We start from the raw sequence: 16,204 nt of genomic DNA, 5'->3' as shown, positions 1-16,204 counted from the left end.
GGGGCCAGATCCCGCTCCGGGCGCCCGTAGCTCAGTGGTAGAGCATCCGACTTTTAATCGGATGGTCGATGGTTCGAATCCATCCGGGCGTACCACATTGCACACTGCCTGAAGGCGGAAAACGCCCGCCGTTCCCGACCCAATTCATTCCGGACCACCTGCTCGCTCCCGGTGCGCTCAATGGCTTGAGCATCGAGGCACGGCTGATCCTCTACGTCATGGTGGCGACCGGCGGTGCAATTTCCTCGCCACGCAGTTTTTCTCGCACGGCAAGCCGATGATGCCAGCCAGCGATGAGAGTGCGGCCGCACGCGGCGCCGCAACAGCAACGGCTGCGCCAGGATAGCGAGATCAGCCGGGCCAAATCGAGCCGCCCCCCAAGGCGCTGACTCAGCTGGTACGACGATTGATCCCGCTCCGAACACCCCAGCCTCTGCTGTGCCGCAGGGAACGATGTTCCGTGAGTGATATTGACTGCTGAGGGGCGACATTAGTCCATCGAAGTGGACCAGAGCCATGCCGACAGCAGCCGACATTCTGATCGAAACGCTTCTCGCCTGGGATGTCGAAGTCATCTTCGGGCTTCCCGGGGACGGCATCAACGGCATCATGGAAGCGCTGCGCAAACGCCAGGACCGCATCCGGTTCGTCCAGGTCCGGCACGAGGAGTCGGCCGCTTTCATGGCCTGTGCCTATGCCAAGTGGACCGGCAAGCTGGGGGTATGCCTCGCGACATCCGGACCGGGCGGCACGCACCTGCTCACCGGGCTGTACGACGCCAAGCTCGACCAGGTGCCGGTGCTGGCGATCACCGGCATGCAGTTTCACGATCTGATCGAGACGTTCACGCAGCAGGATGTCGACCTGACCCGCGCTTTCAACGACGTGGCCGAGTACAACGTGCAGGTCAGCGACGCGGCGCATATGGAAAATGCGGCGAGCCTTGCCTGCCGCACCGCGCTCAGCCGACATGGCGTCGCGCATCTCTCGGTCGCCAACGACGTGCAGGAGGAAGATGTCGGCAAGGCTCAGCGCTCCAAGCGCAACAAGCCCGGTCATGTCTCCAACACCTGGTTCGCCCCGGTGATGCTGCCGCCCGACGGCGAGATCGAGCGGGCGGCCGAAATCCTCAACGGCGCGTCGCGCGTCGCCATGCTGGTCGGCCGCGGTGCGTTGCGGGCAGGAAAAGAGGTCGAGGAGGCCTCGGGCTTGCTGAACGCCCCGATCGCCAAGGCCCTGCTCGGCAAAACCGTCGTTTCCGACCACCACCCCAATACCACCGGTGTCATCGGCATTCTGGGCACGCGCGCGTCGCAGGAGATCATGGAGCAATGCGATGCCCTGCTGATCGTCGGCTCCACCTTCCCTTACATCGAGTACTATCCGCAGCCCGGCAAGGCCAAGGTGGTGCAGATCGACTGGAACCCTGAGCGCATCGGCCTGCGCTGTCCGGTCGAGGTTGGGCTGGTGGGCCATGCCGGCGAAACCCTGCGCCGCCTCAACGGGCTGCTGGATCAGAAGCCCGACCGAAGCTTTCTGACCGCAGCGCAGCGATCGATGAACGCATGGCGGGACATGATGAGCCAGGCCGAGGCCGAGGCAAGCTCGCCGCTCAAGCCGCAGATGATCGTCCGTCGCTTCGGCGAGCGGATGGCGAGTGACGCGATCCTGGCCACCGATTCCGGGCAGAACACCGAACTGACCGCCCGTCATGTCGACCTCGATCCAGACCACGCTTTTGCCGTCTCAGGCACGCTGGCCTCGATGTCGTGCGGACTGACCCATGCGATCGCCGCCGGCATCGCCTACCCGGGACGACAGGTCTGCGCTGTCGTCGGCGATGGTGGGCTCGCCATGCAACTGGGCGAGTTCTCCACGGCCGTGCGCTACGGCATCCCGCTCAAGCTCCTGGTGATCAAGAACAACATGCTCAACCAGATCGCCTGGGAGCAGATGATGTTCCTGGGCAACCCGCAGTTCGGCTGCGAGTTGCAGCCCATCGACTTCGCCCTGGCGGCGGTGGCGATGGGCGGCAAGGGGTTTTCAGTAGAGCGTCCCGAAGACATCGACGCGGTCCTCGACGCCGCCTTTGCCGAACCCGGGCCGGTCATTGTCGAAGCACTGGTCGACCGCTACGTGCCAATGCTGCCACCCAAAGTTCCAGCGGATTATCGCAGCAATTTCCACAAGGCGCTGCCTGAGACCCCGGGCCGGGCGGAAATCGAGGGGAACATTGCGAGGGAACCGCTCGCGACCATGTTCAAGGGCTAACCCTGCCCTTCCCTCTCAGCACGGCCGGCAAGACGCGTTCGCCGAACATCTCGATGAACTGTCGCTGGTTCGTGCCGACCTGATGGAGATGGAGTTCATCGAGGTCGAGTGTCAGCTGCTCGGCGATCCAATCTTCGAGACGGGTGAGATCGGCGGACACCGGCAGCAAGCGGCGCATCGCGGCCTCGCCGACGAGCTTGCCGGTTTCGTCGAAGTCGCCGGGTCGGCGCAAATCCCAAGCAACCTCTCCCGCCACCACACGTGAGCTCCATTGCTCCATCGCCATGGCGATCGCCTGTTCGTCCGAGTGTGCCCAACACAGCGCCGACTGGAGGATTACCGGTTTGCCCGCCCCACCATGCTCCCGGAACGCCTTGATGACCGCCCGGACGGTTTCGAGCTCGCCGCTCGCCGTCAGCAGCCCGTCGGCCCACGGGGCGACGAACTTTGCCGTCTCGGGCGTGACCGCCGCTGCGTAGAGCGGCACCGGCTCGACCGGTCGCGTATAGAGTTTGGCTTCGAGCACGGTGATCCGACCGCGGTGCGTCACCGTCTCGCCGGCGAACAGCGCCTGCATCACCTCGGCGCATTCGCGAAGGCGGGCGTTGCGTTCCGCTTTTTCCGGCCACGGCAGGCCGGTGATGGCTTCATTGATCGCTTCGCCGCTGCCGAGTGCGAGCCAGAAGCGACCCGGATACATCTGGCCCAGCGTCGCGGCCGCCTGCGCGAGCACCGCCGGATGATAGCGATAGCCGGGCGCCGCGATGTTTCCAAAGCCGAAACGCGTCGCCTGCAGAGCGCTGCCCAGCCAGCTCCAGGCGAAGCCGGATTGGCCCTGGCGCTCGCTCCAGGGATGGAAATGATCCGACGACTTGGCGCATCGGAAGCCGGCGTCTTCCGCCAGTTGCGCCAAGGTGAGCAACTCGCCGGGCGTAAACTGCTCGTGTGAGCAATGGTAGCCGATACGTGTCATGGTCCCTGCTTCAACAGCGTCGAAGGCGTCGGCGTGCCGCCTCGTCCAGATTGCGCCGACCCAGCCGGGAACGTCGCCGGGTGGCCTCTGTTCCCACCAGCCGGGCCGCACCAGCGAAATGAAGGAACCCGGCAGCAGCAGGTAGGTTAGGCACGCGAGAGCGGAGCCGATGAAGTCTCCCGCCCATGCGGCTGGTTCCGCTCTCACCAGCACCAGGAGCATTGATGCCCGACTCCTTTTCCGAGCAACGCAAGCCGGTGGACGGTGACCAGCAGCCCAAGGGCGGCACCACCCGGCTGTCCGGCATGACCGGAGTGATGCTGATGATCGGAGCCTTTTTCGGCGTGCTGGTGCTCATTGGCGTCTTCGCCATGCTGCTGACCGGCGAGGCCGGGCCCTGATTCCTGACTTGCCGCTGCAGAAATGAACCCCCGTCGGCGGGGCCGCGCGGGGGTTCACCACTGAGGTCCCGCCGCTGCCGGGCATCCAGTCGTCAGCGGCGAGATCAGGCAAACCTCGGTGCGGTGGGTTGGTTCCTCGTTGCGGCGACACTCTCAACCCACGAAGAGCCGCCCGAATACCCGCCGGTTGTGGGTGAAGTGGCGCCTGCCGGTCCGGATGGCCTTGCACGCGTCCATGGCATCCGGACCCTGCAGCAGTGCGAGCAGTTCCTCGAGCGCGGCCTCCCTATCGGCCCCCTCCCCGGCGCAGCGGCCTGCCACCTCGGTAGCGCGCAGCAGCAGCATTTCAGCGGGCGATGGGGTTTCGAAGTTGTGTCGGTGGAGCAAATTCGCCTCGGCTAACGGTGAAGAGAGTTGAACTTGCCCAACGCCCTGCCGTTCCGGGGTGACGCGAATGTCGTGCACAAAAACAGAGGGCACAAGTTGGATTCTGCAGCGGCATCGGTCCGCATGCCAACAGAGGAGATAGTCCAATGGCAAACCAGAACCGTGAGCAGGAGCAGCGTGGCAACCAGCGTCAGGAAGAGCAACGCGGCAGCCAGCGTCAGGACAACCAGCGTCAGGACAATCAGCGCCAGGATAACCGGCGTCAGGACGACCAGAAGCAGAACGACCAGAAGCAGAAGCGCTGATCGGCGTGTCGTTCATCAACCCGCGGGGCCGGCTGCGGCCCCGCGCCCACCGAAAACAGGTCCATGCACAGCCAGAATGAAGAGCTATATACCCCCAACATACGGCTACTCGGGCCGATCGGTACGGGGTCCTTCTGGAGCTTCTGCGATATGGCGGCCAAGGCCCGCGAAATCGAAGGCGCTTTCCAATAAATCCATACATTCCCAAATTACTGCCTATCGCGCCGGAACGCCTCGCATGGAACTAGATTGTCATTTCTGACCGGACACCAGATGCCCGATCTAGCAAGCAATCCCGTGAGGAGAAACTACATGCAGAAAACGCTTTTGAGCGGCTCGGTCGCCGCCTTGATGCTGGCTGCCGCCGCGATGACGCCGGCCGCGGCGCAATCCACCACCGGACCAGCCGGGACCACATCGGGCGCATCGATTGCCAGCCTGACCTGCGCGGATATCGCAGGGCTGCCGCCTGCCCATGCAGCGGCCCTGGTCTACTATGCGGCCGGCTATCAGGATGGGATGCGCGACGGCCAGATGGCCGGTGCGGCGGGTGGCACGAGCGGCAGCAGCACCAGCTCGAGCGGGGCTGGAGCGGCCACCGACAGCACTGCAGCCGGCGGCAGCACGAGCGGCAGCAATACCACAGGCACCGACGCAGCAGGCGGTGCGGCCTCCGGCGGCACCACCGCCGGCAGCGATGCCGCAGGCGGCGCGTCCACCGACACGTCCGCAGCGGGCGCCAGCGGCAGCACCGATGCCGCCGGGGCCGGGTCGACGACGAGCGCCACGGGCGCCGGCAGTTCGACGACCGACAGCAGCGCTGCCGGCGCGGCGGGTGGATCGCAGATGGTCGGCGGGCTTGGCCTGCAGGCGGAGACGATCATTACCGCCTGTGCCGCCTCGTCCGGCTCGACGCTCTCCGAGGTCATTTCCAGCAATGGCGGTTCGGCGGGCCACGGCGGCGCGACGGGCGGCTCGACCACCGGCTCCGGCACCACCGGCGGTACCGGGACAGACACCACGGGTGCAGGCAGCACCACCAGCACCGACGCAGGCGGCGCCAACACCGGGACCGATGCCGGCGGGACGACGCCGAAGCAGTAAGTCCGCGAGACAAGCAGCGGCGAGGGAGCCATGCCCCCTCGCCTATCCCGGGACGGCTCCTCACCGCAGCAAGGTGGATTGTAGCAGGCCGTCACGCTCGAGAATGTTCGGCGGCCTCGGCAACGGCTTCAAGGATTGTCTCGATCATCACCGGCTTGGCGAGCTGCGGCACGTATCGATACTCCTCGATTATCGCTTGGGCATCGTAGCCGGTGGCAAACACGAACGGGATACCCCGCCGCCGCAACTCGTCGGCCACCCCGTAAGCCATGGTGCCCCGCAGATTGATGTCGAGCAGCGCGAAGTCTATCCGCGGATGCTGCTTCAGCACGTCCAGCGCCGCCGCCGGCGTCGGCACCGGTCCCAGCACTTCGGCCCCGGCCGCCGCCAGCGCGGCAGCCACGTCATCTGCAAGGAAATACTCGTCCTCGACCACGAGCACGGTTGGTTTCCCTTTCAACCTGGTCATCGCAGTCCGCCCGTTCTTTGACCTGGCATGGAACGCAAAGGGAGTGTTCTGGTTCACTCCATGGCCGTCACATGCGACGCGGAGTCGACAATGGCAAACTACGGTCCGCGTCATTAGCGCCGTGCTCAGCGGGCTCCTGTCGGATGCCGCCGCGGGTCTCCATCAAGCGCTGCGGCGGCGTGGGCTGGTGCAGGATCCCCGCGGACGATCGCCGACGAGATGCCCCGCCGCGCCCTCGAACTACAACACCGCGTCCGAAATACGCTGGGTGTGGTGCGCTCGGTGGCGCGTCGCACCGTAGCCACCAGCGAGACGATAGAGGACTACTCATGCCATCTCGACAGCCGCCTCGAAGCCTTGCCCGAGTGCAGGCGGTGGTGACGCGCGACCCGCAGGGCGGGCGTAGACCTCCAGATGCGGATTGCGGACGAACTGCGCGTACCGCGGCGTGGACGCGCAGCGGCTCGCTCAAGTCGACGGGCCCGGTTGATGCTGCAGCCCAGGCTGCAGAGCTCATGGCGCTCGCCATCCGCGAGCTCCCGACCAACTCCGCCAAATATGGAGCGTTGAGCCGGCCAGGTGGCCGCATCCAGGTGCACCGGGACATAGACCGCTCACGCCCGGATCACGAGATGCTGCACTTCAGCTGGATCGAGTTGGGCGTGCACTTGGGCGAGGAGGCGCCAAGCCAGCGTGGTTTCGGCTCCGAGCTGCTCGAACGCACCCTAAGCTACGAGTTGGCTGGCGAACCGCATACGGAGTTCACGCCGGACGGCATCCATTGGACCACCCTGCTCCCGATCGACGAGCGACTGCTGGTTTCTCACTAGAGCACCTTCTCCCCGAATCGCGATCGCATGGGTGATAGCCCACCACCCATGACAGTCGGCGCCTAAGTCGTCCCCCGAGACGCCTCCGGAGCGCTCGCCCACAGCGCTTCGTCAGGCCGCCGCGGCGAACGCGAGTCGGTTCAGTCCGGGTGAAGGAACCAAGACGCCGACCCTAGATTTTATATGAGGACCCGCCGAGCGCCCGAGCCGGCCGCCTCCTGCTCCAGCAGCAATCAGGTCGTTCGCAGATGCTGAAAATCACCGGCCCGTTCGCCATCGCCTTCGACGACCAGACCGAAAAGGGCAAGCTTAAAGTGATCTCGGTCACCTTCTCGGAGGAGGTCATCGACCAGACGCGGGTCGTCGGTCGGGAGTTCCAGTTGCTCGACAAGGCCTCGCCCCTCACCGAGATGCTGCGAAAGGTCGTTGGCTAACGCCTCTTGCCGCCGTCGGCAGGCGACGCCCGCTCATACCGGCGTCAGGTAGCCGTCGTCGAAACCGCCGATGAAGGCCAGCCTGTCGAAATCGTAGATCACCAGTTCGAAATTGCTGTGGTCGGCCAGGTGCAACTGGCGCAGCTCCTGCAATGTCCGGTTCACATGAACGCTGGAGAGGCCGAGGACGGTGCCCATGGTATCCTGGGACATGGCCAGGCTGCAGCTGAGTTCCGGGCAATTGTCGCTCGGCCGGCGGCTGCGCAGCAGCGTCTCGCACATGAAATGCGCCATCGCCTCGGTGGCGCTTCGCCGCCCGAGGGAAACCAGCCGCTCCTGGCTGATGGCGAGCTCCCGCAGCACCAAGGCGGCCATTCCGTCGACGCCCCTCAGGGACAGGCGCCTCAGCCGCTCGACCTCCTCCGGATTGACCGTACCCACGACCGCCCCCTTCAGCGCCACCAGAAGATCGGTCTCGGCGGCGCCGTGATGCACGAAGCGCGAGAGGTTGATCACGTCGTCGCGGTGGTACACCGCAACCGTTTGGCACCGACCATCCGGCAGGAAACGCTGGCGCAATACCGCTCCCTCCAAGACGATCTGCAACTGGCCGCCGACTTCGGACAACGCCTCCTGCCGCCCGTGGCGGCTTCCCCGCGTGACGCCCTTGACCAGACGATCGGTCAATAGGCGCGCCTCGGAGCGATTCTCGACATGTGTCATCATGAGCGTGGCCCTGCTCTTGTGCTCCGCATCGGCAGCAACAGATCCGGGGGGTAGCGATAAATCCCTCGATCCGACCGCCCAGTCAGACGCGTGCCGGCAACATTGGGCAACAACCTATGATAGGGTGATGGCGCCTTGCAGCCAACTGCGACCGAAATCGAGGTCGAGCCCACGGCTGCCAAACTGATGAAATTCGTCGCCCAAATCCTCGGGTCAACGGTAAGACTCCGGTATTGGCACCGCCGGAGCCGCCCCGCTCACTCCTCGTAGACCTTGGGGACTTCTTTGTCGCCCTGCTCGCGCTCGGCCCTTGTCAGCTTGGAGGCGCGATATTGCCCGTAGGCAATGGCCGCGCCGAGCACCGCGGTGGCGATCAGCAAGAACATTGTCCAGGGCAAAGCGGCGAGATCCATCGTCTGTCCGCTGGACTCGAGTGGCCCGACCGCAGGCGGCTCTGCCTCGTCGGTGAGCCCCGACTGGGAGACGACGAGAATGGTGTAGGCCCCGCCCACCACGACCAGCGCAGCGATCAGGATCGCCGTCCATTTCGAGCCGTGAAAGAGTGCCATAACTGCTCCGTTGCGTATCGGGGCCGAGCTGCATCCCGGCCGGCAGGTTGAGGGGACAGATCCTCGTCGGGCCTTGCGTGCTCAGTGCGGCCTGAGCACCACCTTGGTCCACTCGTTCTGCTTGTCGCGGAAATTCTTGTAGCCCGTCGGAGCCTCTTCGAGCGGCAGGCAATGGCTGATGAGGAACGTGCTGTCGATTTCGCCGCGCTGAATCCGCTCCAGCAGGTCCCGAGTATAGCGCTGCACGTGGGTCTGGCCGGAGCGCAACTCCAGGCCTTTCTCCATCATCGCCCCGAGCGGCCACTTATCGAGCATGCCACCATAGACGCCCGGCACCGATACCCGCCCGCCCTTGCGCACGGCGAGGATCGCCTGGCGGAGCGCGTGGCCGCGATCGGCGCCGACGCCCACCTTCTGCTTGACCGCGTCGACGACATTGTCGAGCGCAAAACCGTGCGCCTCCATGCCGACCGCGTCGATGACCGCATCGGGGCCGAGCCCGCCGGTCATCTCCATCAGCGCCTCGTCGACATGGGTCTGCTCGAAATTGATGGTCCTGGCGCCGAATCTGGCCGCCAGTTCGAGCCGGTGCGGGTGGTGGTCGATGGCGATCACCTGCGCCGCCCCCATGATCATGGCGCTTTGCACGGCGAACAAGCCCACCGGGCCGCAGCCCCACACCGCCACAGTGTCGTCGGGACCGATGCCGGCATTCTCGGCCGCCATCCAGCCGGTGGGCAGGATATCGCTGAGAAACAGCACCTGTTCGTCGTCGAGACCATCCGGAATGACGATCGGGCCGACATCAGAGAATGGCACCCGGACATATTCCGCCTGCCCGCCGGCATAGCCGCCGGTAAGGTGCGAATAGCCGAACGCCGCTCCCATGGCGTGCCCGTAGAGCTTCTCGGAGGCGTCCTGGTTTTCCACCGGATTGCCGTTGTCGCAGGCCGAAAACTGCTGCTGTTGGCAGAAGAAGCAGTGTCCGCATGAGATGGTGAAAGGCACTACCACGCGCTGCCCGACTTCGAGGCTCGAGTTCGGGCCGACCTCTTCGACGATACCCATGAATTCATGGCCCAGCACGTCGCCCTGCTTCATGCCGGGAATGACCCCGTCATAAAGATGCAGGTCGGAGCCGCAGATGGCGGTCGAGGTGATCCTGAGGATCGCGTCGCGCGGATTGATGATTTCGGGGTCGGGAACAGTGTCGACCCGGACATCATTGATGCCGTGCCAGGTAAGGGCGCGCATGTGAGGTCTCCGTCAGTTGCGATGGTTGATGGGGGTGGCGATCTCGCCCGCCTCCATCAGCATCTTGAAGCGCTTGAGCTCGTGTCGCGCCTGGATGTTGGGCTCGGCCATAAACAGCTTGGCGACGACCCGTCCGAGATCGCCAGCCGGCGGCGTGTAGCCGATATCAGCCGTGACGATGGTACCCCGGTTGCCGGGCGCATCGGCAAAGGTGACGCGCCCTTCGGTCTTGATCGGCGAGTCCGGGGTGGAGCGCCAGGTGATGGAAGTGTCGTCCACGATGTCGACGATCTCGGTCTCGAATTGCACCTCGGTGCCTGCCGGTGCGCGCACCGTCCATACGGCGCGGTCGGGCCCGGTGAACTCGATAGCCTCGATGTTCTCCATGAAGGTGGAGAGGTTCTGGAAGTCGCGCCAGAACGCGAACAACTCATGCCGGGGACGATTTATCGTGACGCTCCGCCCCACATAGGTGAAGCCATCCGCCTTGTCGTCCTTGCGCGCTCGCAACGGCGCGCTGTCGGAGGTTTGATCGGTGCTCATCGTTCGCTCCTTAGTGCTGCGAGGGAGCACTGCCCGGTTTGGCCATGCCCTCGTGCATCTTCGCCAATTGCTTGTCGCCGAGCACCCGCGTCATCATCGCCTGCAGCTTGTTGGCGAAGCCGCTGACCTCGTGGCCATCGCCGCGCAGCATGGCGTCGTAGCCGGCCTTGGCCACCATGCGCGGATCGTCTTTTTTGCCGGCACCGACCTTGGTGTCGAGCAGGTCGGCCGTCTCGAAGAAGTCTGTGTCGGTCGGCCCCGGCATCAGCACGGTCACGGTGATGCCGTCATCCTTCACCTCCTCGCGAAGCGCATAGGCGAAGCTGTCGATGAAGGCCTTGGTCGCGTTGTAGACCGCCTGGTAGGTGCCCGGCATCAGGCCGGCGATCGAGCCGGTGATCAGCACCCGTCCCCATCCCTGGCTACGCATATCGCCCATCACCTTGTGCAACAGGTAGACGGTGCCGATGATGTTGGTGTTGATCACCCGCTCGATCTCGTTGAAGTCCTGGTCGAGAAAGCCATGCCCAAGGCCACGCCCGGCATTGGCAAACAGCGCATCGATCGGACGCGCAAGGTCGCGCAACCTGCCATGCAGCGCGTCGACACCGTCGCGGGTTGCGAGATCCGCCATAAGGGACTCGACATGCACACCGGAGGTGCGTGCCAGCTCCGTCGCAACCGCCTCTATGTCGGGGCCATCTGCAACGACTAGCAGGTCCGATCCACCCTCGGCCGCCACACGCGCCAGTTCCAGCCCTATGCCGGAGGAAGCTCCCGTCACGACGGCAAAACTGATGGCATTCTGGTTGCTTGGCACCATCCCACTCCACTATCTGCTGTGGAAGGCGAACCTAGGTTGCGAGGGTTGGTTCCGAGATAGCCGCTCGCTTTGCCAGCTGAGTTTTCGTCTGCGGTCTCGCGACGCACCTACGCACGTCGGCGCGCTCCGCCCGAGACGGCAGAGTGGTGAAGGACGGAAGCTGGTGAGCAGTGGCATGCGGCCGCAGTAGGCCCCTCCGGGGCGCATGGCTCCGGGCGACAAACCGTGCCACATGGCATGGTCCAAGTGCACTCTGGATCTGAGAGGGTGGCCGACATGCGGCGCTCTTTTGGATCGATGGTTGGGGTTCGCGACGATCCGGGCGCACGACTTCCACATGTTGGCCTTGCACATGTCTTTGTGAGTATGGGCCCGCTCGCGTTGGGCCTAGGGTCCGGCAGAGACCGGTTGAGCCGTCGCCCCGCGGGCGGCACTTGGTTCGCTGCGACCGGGCGTTGATCGCGCAATAGGCTTCAACGTGGAATTTGCGCCGATGTCTTCACTGTCTTCATCCCATCGACTGACACAGCTGCTGAGTTGGCTCTTCGCCTTCGTACTGCTCTCGTTGATCCTTGCCGCGGCGACCATGATCGGCTTCCTGCTCTGACGGGAACCGGCGGGCGATCCTGGAATTTGAGATGACACGCTTACCACTGAGCAAGGTGTCGCCATGGCTGCTGGACTGTTCGATCGATTCTCCAATCTTGTTTCTCGGGGAGCCGGCAAGCCGCTGACCTTCAGCGTTGCCTGCGGGCTGGTGCTGCTGTGGGCAGTCAGCGGTCCGCTGTTCGATTTCTCCGAGACCTGGCAGTTGGTGATCAACACCGCCACTACCATCATCACCTTCCTGATGGTGTTCGTGGTGCAGCATACGCAGAACCGCGATGGCGAGGCGGTGCAGGCCAAGCTCGACGACCTGATCCTGGCGATTCGCAAGGCCGACAACCGACTGATCGGCGCCGAGCAGCTCAACGGTCACGAGTTACGCAAGCTGCGCAACATGATCGCCCAGCGGGTCGAGAACGATCAGCAGGCCATCGAAGAGATCGACCGTCGTACGGGCGGCGACGGCTAGAAATTTGCAGGATCAAGGCAACCATTCGTTCTCTTGCGCACTTTTCTGTGACCAACCGCGTCATGGAGAACAAGAAAAATGAACGGGATCATCTACCTCGTTGGCCTGGTGGTCGTCATCCTGGCTGTCCTGTCCTTCTTCGGGCTGAGGTAAGGGCGACGCCATGACCATTCCAAGTGAAACAGATGTCATTGTCACGGCTGCGCCTGTCGCCAAGCCGGACAACAGCTCCTATGTCGATTGGCCGGCAATTATCGCCGGCATCGTGCTCGCCTCGGCGATCTCGCTGGTGCTGCTGAGTTTCGGCTCGGCCATCGGACTGAGCTTCGTCAACTTCCACGCGGGCCCGGATGTACCGATGATCTGGATCGCTATCGCCGCGGCCACCTGGCTGATCTGGGTGGAAGTCTCGAGCTTCATGGCTGGCGCCTACCTCACTGGTCGCCTGCGCCGGCGTCACCATGATGCGACGGAGGACGAGGCGGATCTGCGCGACGGAGCGCACGGGCTGCTGGTGTGGGCGGGTGCCCTGGTGATCGGCGGGCTCATTGCCGTCGGCGGCATCAGTGCCGCAGCAAATGCCGTTGGCGCGGCGGCGTCGACGCTCACCAACGCGGCCGCGACCGTGGCCGACGATGCCCAGAGCGCCGTCGATCCGAACGCCTATTTCGTGGACCAATTGTTCCGGCCGTCGCCCACCGCCACCACAGCCGCTCCCGCTGCAGATTCGACCGCCGTTCGCGCCGAAACCGGACGCATCCTTGCTCAGGGGGCCATCGCCGGCTCGGTCAGCGACCCCGACAAGGCTTACCTGGCCCAGATCGTGGCCAGCAATACCGGCCTTACCCAGGATGAGGCCAATGCTCGGGTGACCGAGGTGCTGGCTGCCGTCGACAAGGCCAAGGCAGATGCTGCCGCCGTCGCGGAGACCGCTCGCAAGGCCGGCATCGTGGGCGCGTTCCTCACCGCCGCGGCGCTGCTGATCGGTGCGGTCGGTGCGTTCTGGGCAGCCCAGATGGGCGGCAATCACCGTGATCAGGGCACGATGTTCCGCACCGTGTTCCGGCGCGCACGATAAGGAGAAGCAAAATGCTGAGAGGACTTGGACTCTGGCTGCTGGGCGTTCCGATCTGGCTGATCATCATCATCGTGCTGTTCATCCGCTGAGGATGAGCGCACCCTGAGGGGCGGGCCGCGGCCCGCCTCTTTCATATGCGGACAAGGGATGCGTGCAATGAATACCGCCAACCTGCAGCTCGAAGGCCTCTATCTCGCCATCGCCGCCATGCACGAGACGCTGGTCGCCAAGGGCCTGGTATCGCGACAGGATGTGGACGACGCGATGCGTGCCGCTGAGCAGACCGCGATCAACGACAACCGCTCGGTGGAGAGTCTGCGTCCGGCGGAGCGTGACGCCCTCGCCTTTCCGGCTCGGCTCCTCCGCATCGCCAATGCGACGGTTTCCGATGATGGCGCGCTGTCGTTTTCGGCCCTGGCGCGGCGCGTCGGCACGGTCAAGGAGCCCTATAACGACCAGCGCTAGCCCGCCGTTGGAACAGGGCCCTTCCAGATCAGTCGATGCGACCCATGGTCGGTGGGCGCGAACACTTCGGAACGGCGCTGGCCGTCGCCATAGGTGATGGCGATGCGCCGCGCTTCGCTCTGTGCCTCCTCACGCGAGGAGAACGGACCATAGGCCTTGCCCTCGCAGTCGACCCACCACGAGCCCATGCTCTCGATGACGATGAACCAGCAGGTTTTCATCTGTGCTCCCCGGCCGCCTTGGCAGCCACCTTCGGTTGCAGGTGCACGCCCCGGGACGGGGTCGGTATGCCGACCCACGCAAGGCGTGCGTATAAAGGACCCTAGTGCCGGCGTGCGCCGGCCATGCGCTGGGCGACGGACAATGGCGCGAACAACCGGGCGATGCGCGCTGCGCTGATGCCGTCGTCGAGCTCACCGAAGGCCGCGATGAGGCCACGATCGGGGCCGCTCTCGCCATGCAGCTCCGTGAACGGCACCGTCACCTCGACCTGCTGCCAGTTGCGGGCCTCGTCGAAAGTGAAGGCCGCACTCATGGAGAAACCGGTGTCGCCGCGGTCCGGTCCGAAGCGCACCAGCAGGTGCCCGCACCGCACCCTGTTGCGCGCCATGAACAGACCTTTCTCGCGCTCGAAGGCACTGAGGATGTCATCGTCCAACATGGACGGTCGGATGGTCATGGCAGTCATCGGAATGCCCCCCGATCTGCTGTGGATAGGCTGAACGCTAAGGGTTCAGTGTGTTCCGGGCAGGACTGCAATGGGGCGGAAACGCGGTCTTCGGACTTGCATCCGGGGCGCAACCTAGGCGCGTCTGGCGAGTTCCTTCCTGCAGTGACGCCGCGTGTCAATCGGACGCGATGGGTACGGGGAACATTGCGGTTTTTCCGATTTCCCGCTTTGGCCAACGAAACGGCAGACGAGCCTCTCGCCCATCCGCGGCGTCACTGACCTGCTCCGATTAGGGCGCCCCGTCGCCGTAACGCCATGTTTCATTATGGCTGGTAAGCCAAGGTGCATGGACGAACTCGAATCGAAGGGCCCTGCCGCGGGGCCGCACCGCGTGCTGATCCTGGGCGCCAATTCCGGCATCGCCGAAGCCACCGCGCGGCTCTATGCCGCCGAGGGCGCAAGGCTGCTGCTGGTTGGCCGCGACAGCGACAGGCTGCGTCGGCTTGCCGACGCGTTGCGGGAGCTCGGCGCCAGCGGCTGTGAAACGGTCATGCTCGATCTCGCCAGCGCCGATCCGGCCACGACCCTGCCGGCACTCGCCGCCCAGCTGGGGGGCATCGACCACCTTCACATCGCCTATGCCATCATGCCCGAGCAGTCGGTGGCAGCGGCCGACCTTCGGATCGCCGCCAGCATGATGACGACCAACTACACCTCCACCGCCCTTTGGGCGCTGGCTGCCGCCAACCTGCTGGAGGCCCAGGGCCAGGGCGCGCTGGTGGTCCTGGGTTCGGTCGCCGGTGATCGCGGGCGGCGGAAGAACTTCATCTATGCCTCGACCAAGGCCGGCGTCGAGACGCTGATCGAAGGCATTGCCCATCGCTTCGCCGGCAAGTTCGGCACCGAGGGGCCGCGGGCAGTCGTGGTGAAGCCGGGGCCGACGGCGACGGCGATGACGGCAAACAGCCCGCCGGGGCGCCGGCTGGCCTCCGCCGAGCAGGTGGCACGTCTGGTGCGGCGGGCGGCGGACCGCGGTGGTCCCGTACAATACGCGCCTCGTCGCTGGCGGCTGATCATGCGTGTGGTGCGCGAACTGCCCTGGTGGCTGTTCCGGCGCATCGATCTCTAGATTGCCCCCTCCCCCTTGAGGGGAGGGGTGGGGGTCCATCGGGGATCACCGGACCACCCCTCCCTCAATCCCTCCCCTCAAGGGGAGGGAAGCAAGAAAAACAGGGGCCGTCTCCGGCCCCTGCCCTGATCCCGTCAGTACGGCGTCGGGTACCAGCCGTCGTCGTCATCGCCCCAGTCATCTTCGTCGTCGACCGGGTAGAGTTTCTTGATCCGGTCGACCATTCCCGAGCAGCGGTTGATGCGCATCGAGTAGACCCGGTCGTCGTAGCCGGCCTCGACCCGCACGCGGTTCTTGCTCAGGTGGTCGACCACTTCCACATCGAAGAAGCCGTAGTTCATCAGGCCCCGGCGGATCTGCTTGTCGGTCAGGCACCAGTTGAAGAAATCGTTGGGGCCGAAATTCTTCTTCTTGAACTGCTGCAGCTGCTTCTGGTCGCCGCCCTGCGGCTTCACGTCGAGCGAGAAACCATTCATGTTCGGGGCGGCCAGGGCCGGGGCCGCGCTCAGGGCGGTGCCGGCGAGGCCGACGGCAAGGACCGCGGCGCGGCCGGTCTGCCGGAGAGTGTTGAGAACGGTCATTTCGGTAGTCCTTGGGTTGGGTCAGTGCCGCATCTGCAGCGTTGATCTCACCCTAGCGCACTGATTTTGAACGCGTTTGGAACCGCCTCTTCAGAAACCGTTCAGCGCAGCGCCGCA

Annotated in this window: 22 protein-coding genes and 1 tRNA gene; 12 read left to right on the top strand and 11 right to left on the bottom strand. The window is 64.9% G+C overall.

Translation table 11 applies throughout. The features are described 5' to 3' along the window. The first annotated feature begins 20 nt into the window (after nt 1–20). A tRNA-Lys gene (locus APS40_RS20805) sits at nt 21–95 on the top strand. A 421-nt stretch (nt 96–516) separates the two neighbouring features. Next, nucleotides 517–2,271, top strand: a complete 1,755-nt coding sequence (locus APS40_RS20800; RefSeq protein WP_055048864.1) for a thiamine pyrophosphate-dependent enzyme — start codon at nt 517–519, stop codon at nt 2,269–2,271. On the opposite strand, the gene APS40_RS20795 is transcribed toward APS40_RS20800, so the two are convergent. Next, on the bottom strand, nt 2,261–3,244 hold the full coding sequence (locus APS40_RS20795; protein ID WP_055049762.1) for a TIGR03885 family FMN-dependent LLM class oxidoreductase: 984 nt from the start codon (nt 3,242–3,244) through the stop codon (nt 2,261–2,263). The genes APS40_RS20800 and APS40_RS20795 overlap by 11 nt on opposite strands. A 224-nt stretch (nt 3,245–3,468) precedes the next feature. Between APS40_RS20795 and APS40_RS25025 the strand changes: the two genes are divergently transcribed. Beyond that, a complete protein-coding gene (locus tag APS40_RS25025) occupies nt 3,469–3,645 on the top strand; it encodes a hypothetical protein (protein WP_156343026.1) in 177 nt (58 codons plus the stop codon). A 153-nt stretch (nt 3,646–3,798) separates the two neighbouring features. On the opposite strand, the gene APS40_RS20790 is transcribed toward APS40_RS25025, so the two are convergent. Beyond that, entirely contained in the window at nt 3,799–4,032 is a 234-nt protein-coding gene (locus APS40_RS20790; RefSeq protein WP_156343025.1) for a hypothetical protein, read from the bottom strand. Nucleotides 4,033–4,178: 146 nt separating this feature from the next. Here APS40_RS20790 and APS40_RS25020 point away from each other — a divergent pair, with 146 nt between their 5' ends. Further along, nucleotides 4,179–4,337 (top strand): lana protein, encoded by a 159-nt coding sequence (locus tag APS40_RS25020; RefSeq protein ID WP_156343024.1) that lies wholly within the window; start codon nt 4,179–4,181, stop codon nt 4,335–4,337. Nucleotides 4,338–4,649: 312 nt separating this feature from the next. Next, nucleotides 4,650–5,441 (top strand): hypothetical protein, encoded by a 792-nt coding sequence (locus tag APS40_RS20785; RefSeq protein ID WP_055048862.1) that lies wholly within the window; start codon nt 4,650–4,652, stop codon nt 5,439–5,441. Nucleotides 5,442–5,532: 91 nt separating this feature from the next. Here APS40_RS20785 and APS40_RS20780 read toward each other — a convergent pair whose 3' ends face one another. After that, entirely contained in the window at nt 5,533–5,910 is a 378-nt protein-coding gene (locus tag APS40_RS20780; protein WP_055048861.1) for a response regulator, read from the bottom strand. 219 nt (nt 5,911–6,129) lie between these two features. Here APS40_RS20780 and APS40_RS25635 point away from each other — a divergent pair, with 219 nt between their 5' ends. The 3 genes from APS40_RS25635 (at nt 6,130) to APS40_RS20770 (ending at nt 7,174) form a co-directional block, all read left to right on the top strand. Then, nucleotides 6,130–6,291: an HWE histidine kinase domain-containing protein gene (locus tag APS40_RS25635; protein WP_082434577.1), complete on the top strand. Its 162-nt coding sequence runs from the start codon at nt 6,130–6,132 to the stop codon at nt 6,289–6,291. 134 nt (nt 6,292–6,425) lie between these two features. Continuing rightward, nucleotides 6,426–6,740, top strand: a complete 315-nt coding sequence (locus tag APS40_RS20775) for a sensor histidine kinase (RefSeq protein ID WP_055048860.1) — start codon at nt 6,426–6,428, stop codon at nt 6,738–6,740. A 248-nt stretch (nt 6,741–6,988) separates the two neighbouring features. Beyond that, entirely contained in the window at nt 6,989–7,174 is a 186-nt protein-coding gene (locus tag APS40_RS20770) for a hypothetical protein (RefSeq protein ID WP_055048859.1), read from the top strand. Between the two features lie 33 nt (nt 7,175–7,207). Here the strand turns inward: APS40_RS20770 and APS40_RS20765 are convergent, their stop codons facing one another. From APS40_RS20765 to APS40_RS20745, 5 genes are all read right to left on the bottom strand, one after another. Continuing rightward, on the bottom strand, nt 7,208–7,861 hold the full coding sequence (locus APS40_RS20765; RefSeq protein ID WP_197279376.1) for a Crp/Fnr family transcriptional regulator: 654 nt from the start codon (nt 7,859–7,861) through the stop codon (nt 7,208–7,210). A 296-nt stretch (nt 7,862–8,157) separates the two neighbouring features. Further along, nucleotides 8,158–8,469, bottom strand: a complete 312-nt coding sequence (locus APS40_RS20760; RefSeq protein ID WP_055048857.1) for a hypothetical protein — start codon at nt 8,467–8,469, stop codon at nt 8,158–8,160. A gap of 81 nt (nt 8,470–8,550) precedes the next feature. Next, a complete protein-coding gene (locus APS40_RS20755) occupies nt 8,551–9,723 on the bottom strand; it encodes a zinc-dependent alcohol dehydrogenase (RefSeq protein ID WP_055048856.1) in 1,173 nt (390 codons plus the stop codon). Between the two features lie 12 nt (nt 9,724–9,735). Beyond that, complete coding sequence (locus APS40_RS20750; protein ID WP_082434576.1) at nt 9,736–10,266, bottom strand: SRPBCC family protein; 531 nt, start codon at nt 10,264–10,266, stop codon at nt 9,736–9,738. 10 nt (nt 10,267–10,276) lie between these two features. Beyond that, nucleotides 10,277–11,089, bottom strand: a complete 813-nt coding sequence (locus APS40_RS20745; protein ID WP_055048855.1) for an SDR family NAD(P)-dependent oxidoreductase — start codon at nt 11,087–11,089, stop codon at nt 10,277–10,279. A gap of 670 nt (nt 11,090–11,759) precedes the next feature. On the opposite strand from APS40_RS20745, the gene APS40_RS20740 reads away from it, so the two are divergent. The 3 genes from APS40_RS20740 to APS40_RS20730 all read left to right on the top strand — a co-directional run bounded on the left by APS40_RS20740 (nt 11,760) and on the right by APS40_RS20730 (nt 13,707). After that, a complete protein-coding gene (locus APS40_RS20740) occupies nt 11,760–12,164 on the top strand; it encodes a low affinity iron permease family protein (protein ID WP_055048854.1) in 405 nt (134 codons plus the stop codon). Between the two features lie 163 nt (nt 12,165–12,327). Next, entirely contained in the window at nt 12,328–13,242 is a 915-nt protein-coding gene (locus APS40_RS20735) for a hypothetical protein (protein WP_055048853.1), read from the top strand. A gap of 156 nt (nt 13,243–13,398) precedes the next feature. Next, nucleotides 13,399–13,707 carry a hypothetical protein gene (locus APS40_RS20730; RefSeq protein ID WP_055048852.1) on the top strand — a complete coding sequence of 103 codons (309 nt, stop codon included), beginning with the start codon at nt 13,399–13,401 and terminating at the stop codon, nt 13,705–13,707. Here APS40_RS20730 and APS40_RS20725 read toward each other — a convergent pair. Both APS40_RS20725 and APS40_RS20720 read right to left on the bottom strand, forming a co-directional pair. Next, nucleotides 13,704–13,928, bottom strand: a complete 225-nt coding sequence (locus APS40_RS20725; RefSeq protein WP_055048851.1) for a hypothetical protein — start codon at nt 13,926–13,928, stop codon at nt 13,704–13,706. The genes APS40_RS20730 and APS40_RS20725 overlap by 4 nt on opposite strands. Nucleotides 13,929–14,029: 101 nt before the next feature. Further along, the gene (locus APS40_RS20720) at nt 14,030–14,395 is read right to left on the bottom strand and encodes a hypothetical protein (RefSeq protein WP_055048850.1); all 366 of its coding nucleotides are present in this window, start codon (nt 14,393–14,395) and stop codon (nt 14,030–14,032) included. Nucleotides 14,396–14,723: 328 nt separating this feature from the next. Between APS40_RS20720 and APS40_RS20715 the strand changes: the two genes are divergently transcribed. Further along, nucleotides 14,724–15,506: an SDR family NAD(P)-dependent oxidoreductase gene (locus APS40_RS20715; RefSeq protein ID WP_082434575.1), complete on the top strand. Its 783-nt coding sequence runs from the start codon at nt 14,724–14,726 to the stop codon at nt 15,504–15,506. A gap of 134 nt (nt 15,507–15,640) precedes the next feature. On the opposite strand, the gene APS40_RS20710 is transcribed toward APS40_RS20715, so the two are convergent. After that, complete coding sequence (locus APS40_RS20710) at nt 15,641–16,087, bottom strand: hypothetical protein (protein WP_055048849.1); 447 nt, start codon at nt 16,085–16,087, stop codon at nt 15,641–15,643. Between the last annotated feature and the right edge of the window lie 117 nt (nt 16,088–16,204).

This window comes from Devosia sp. A16, from assembly GCF_001402915.1.
GTDB lineage: Bacteria > Pseudomonadota > Alphaproteobacteria > Rhizobiales > Devosiaceae > Devosia_A.
Note: the sequence above shows the minus strand (reverse complement) of the source record. Positions and strands in the feature narration are given on the sequence as shown.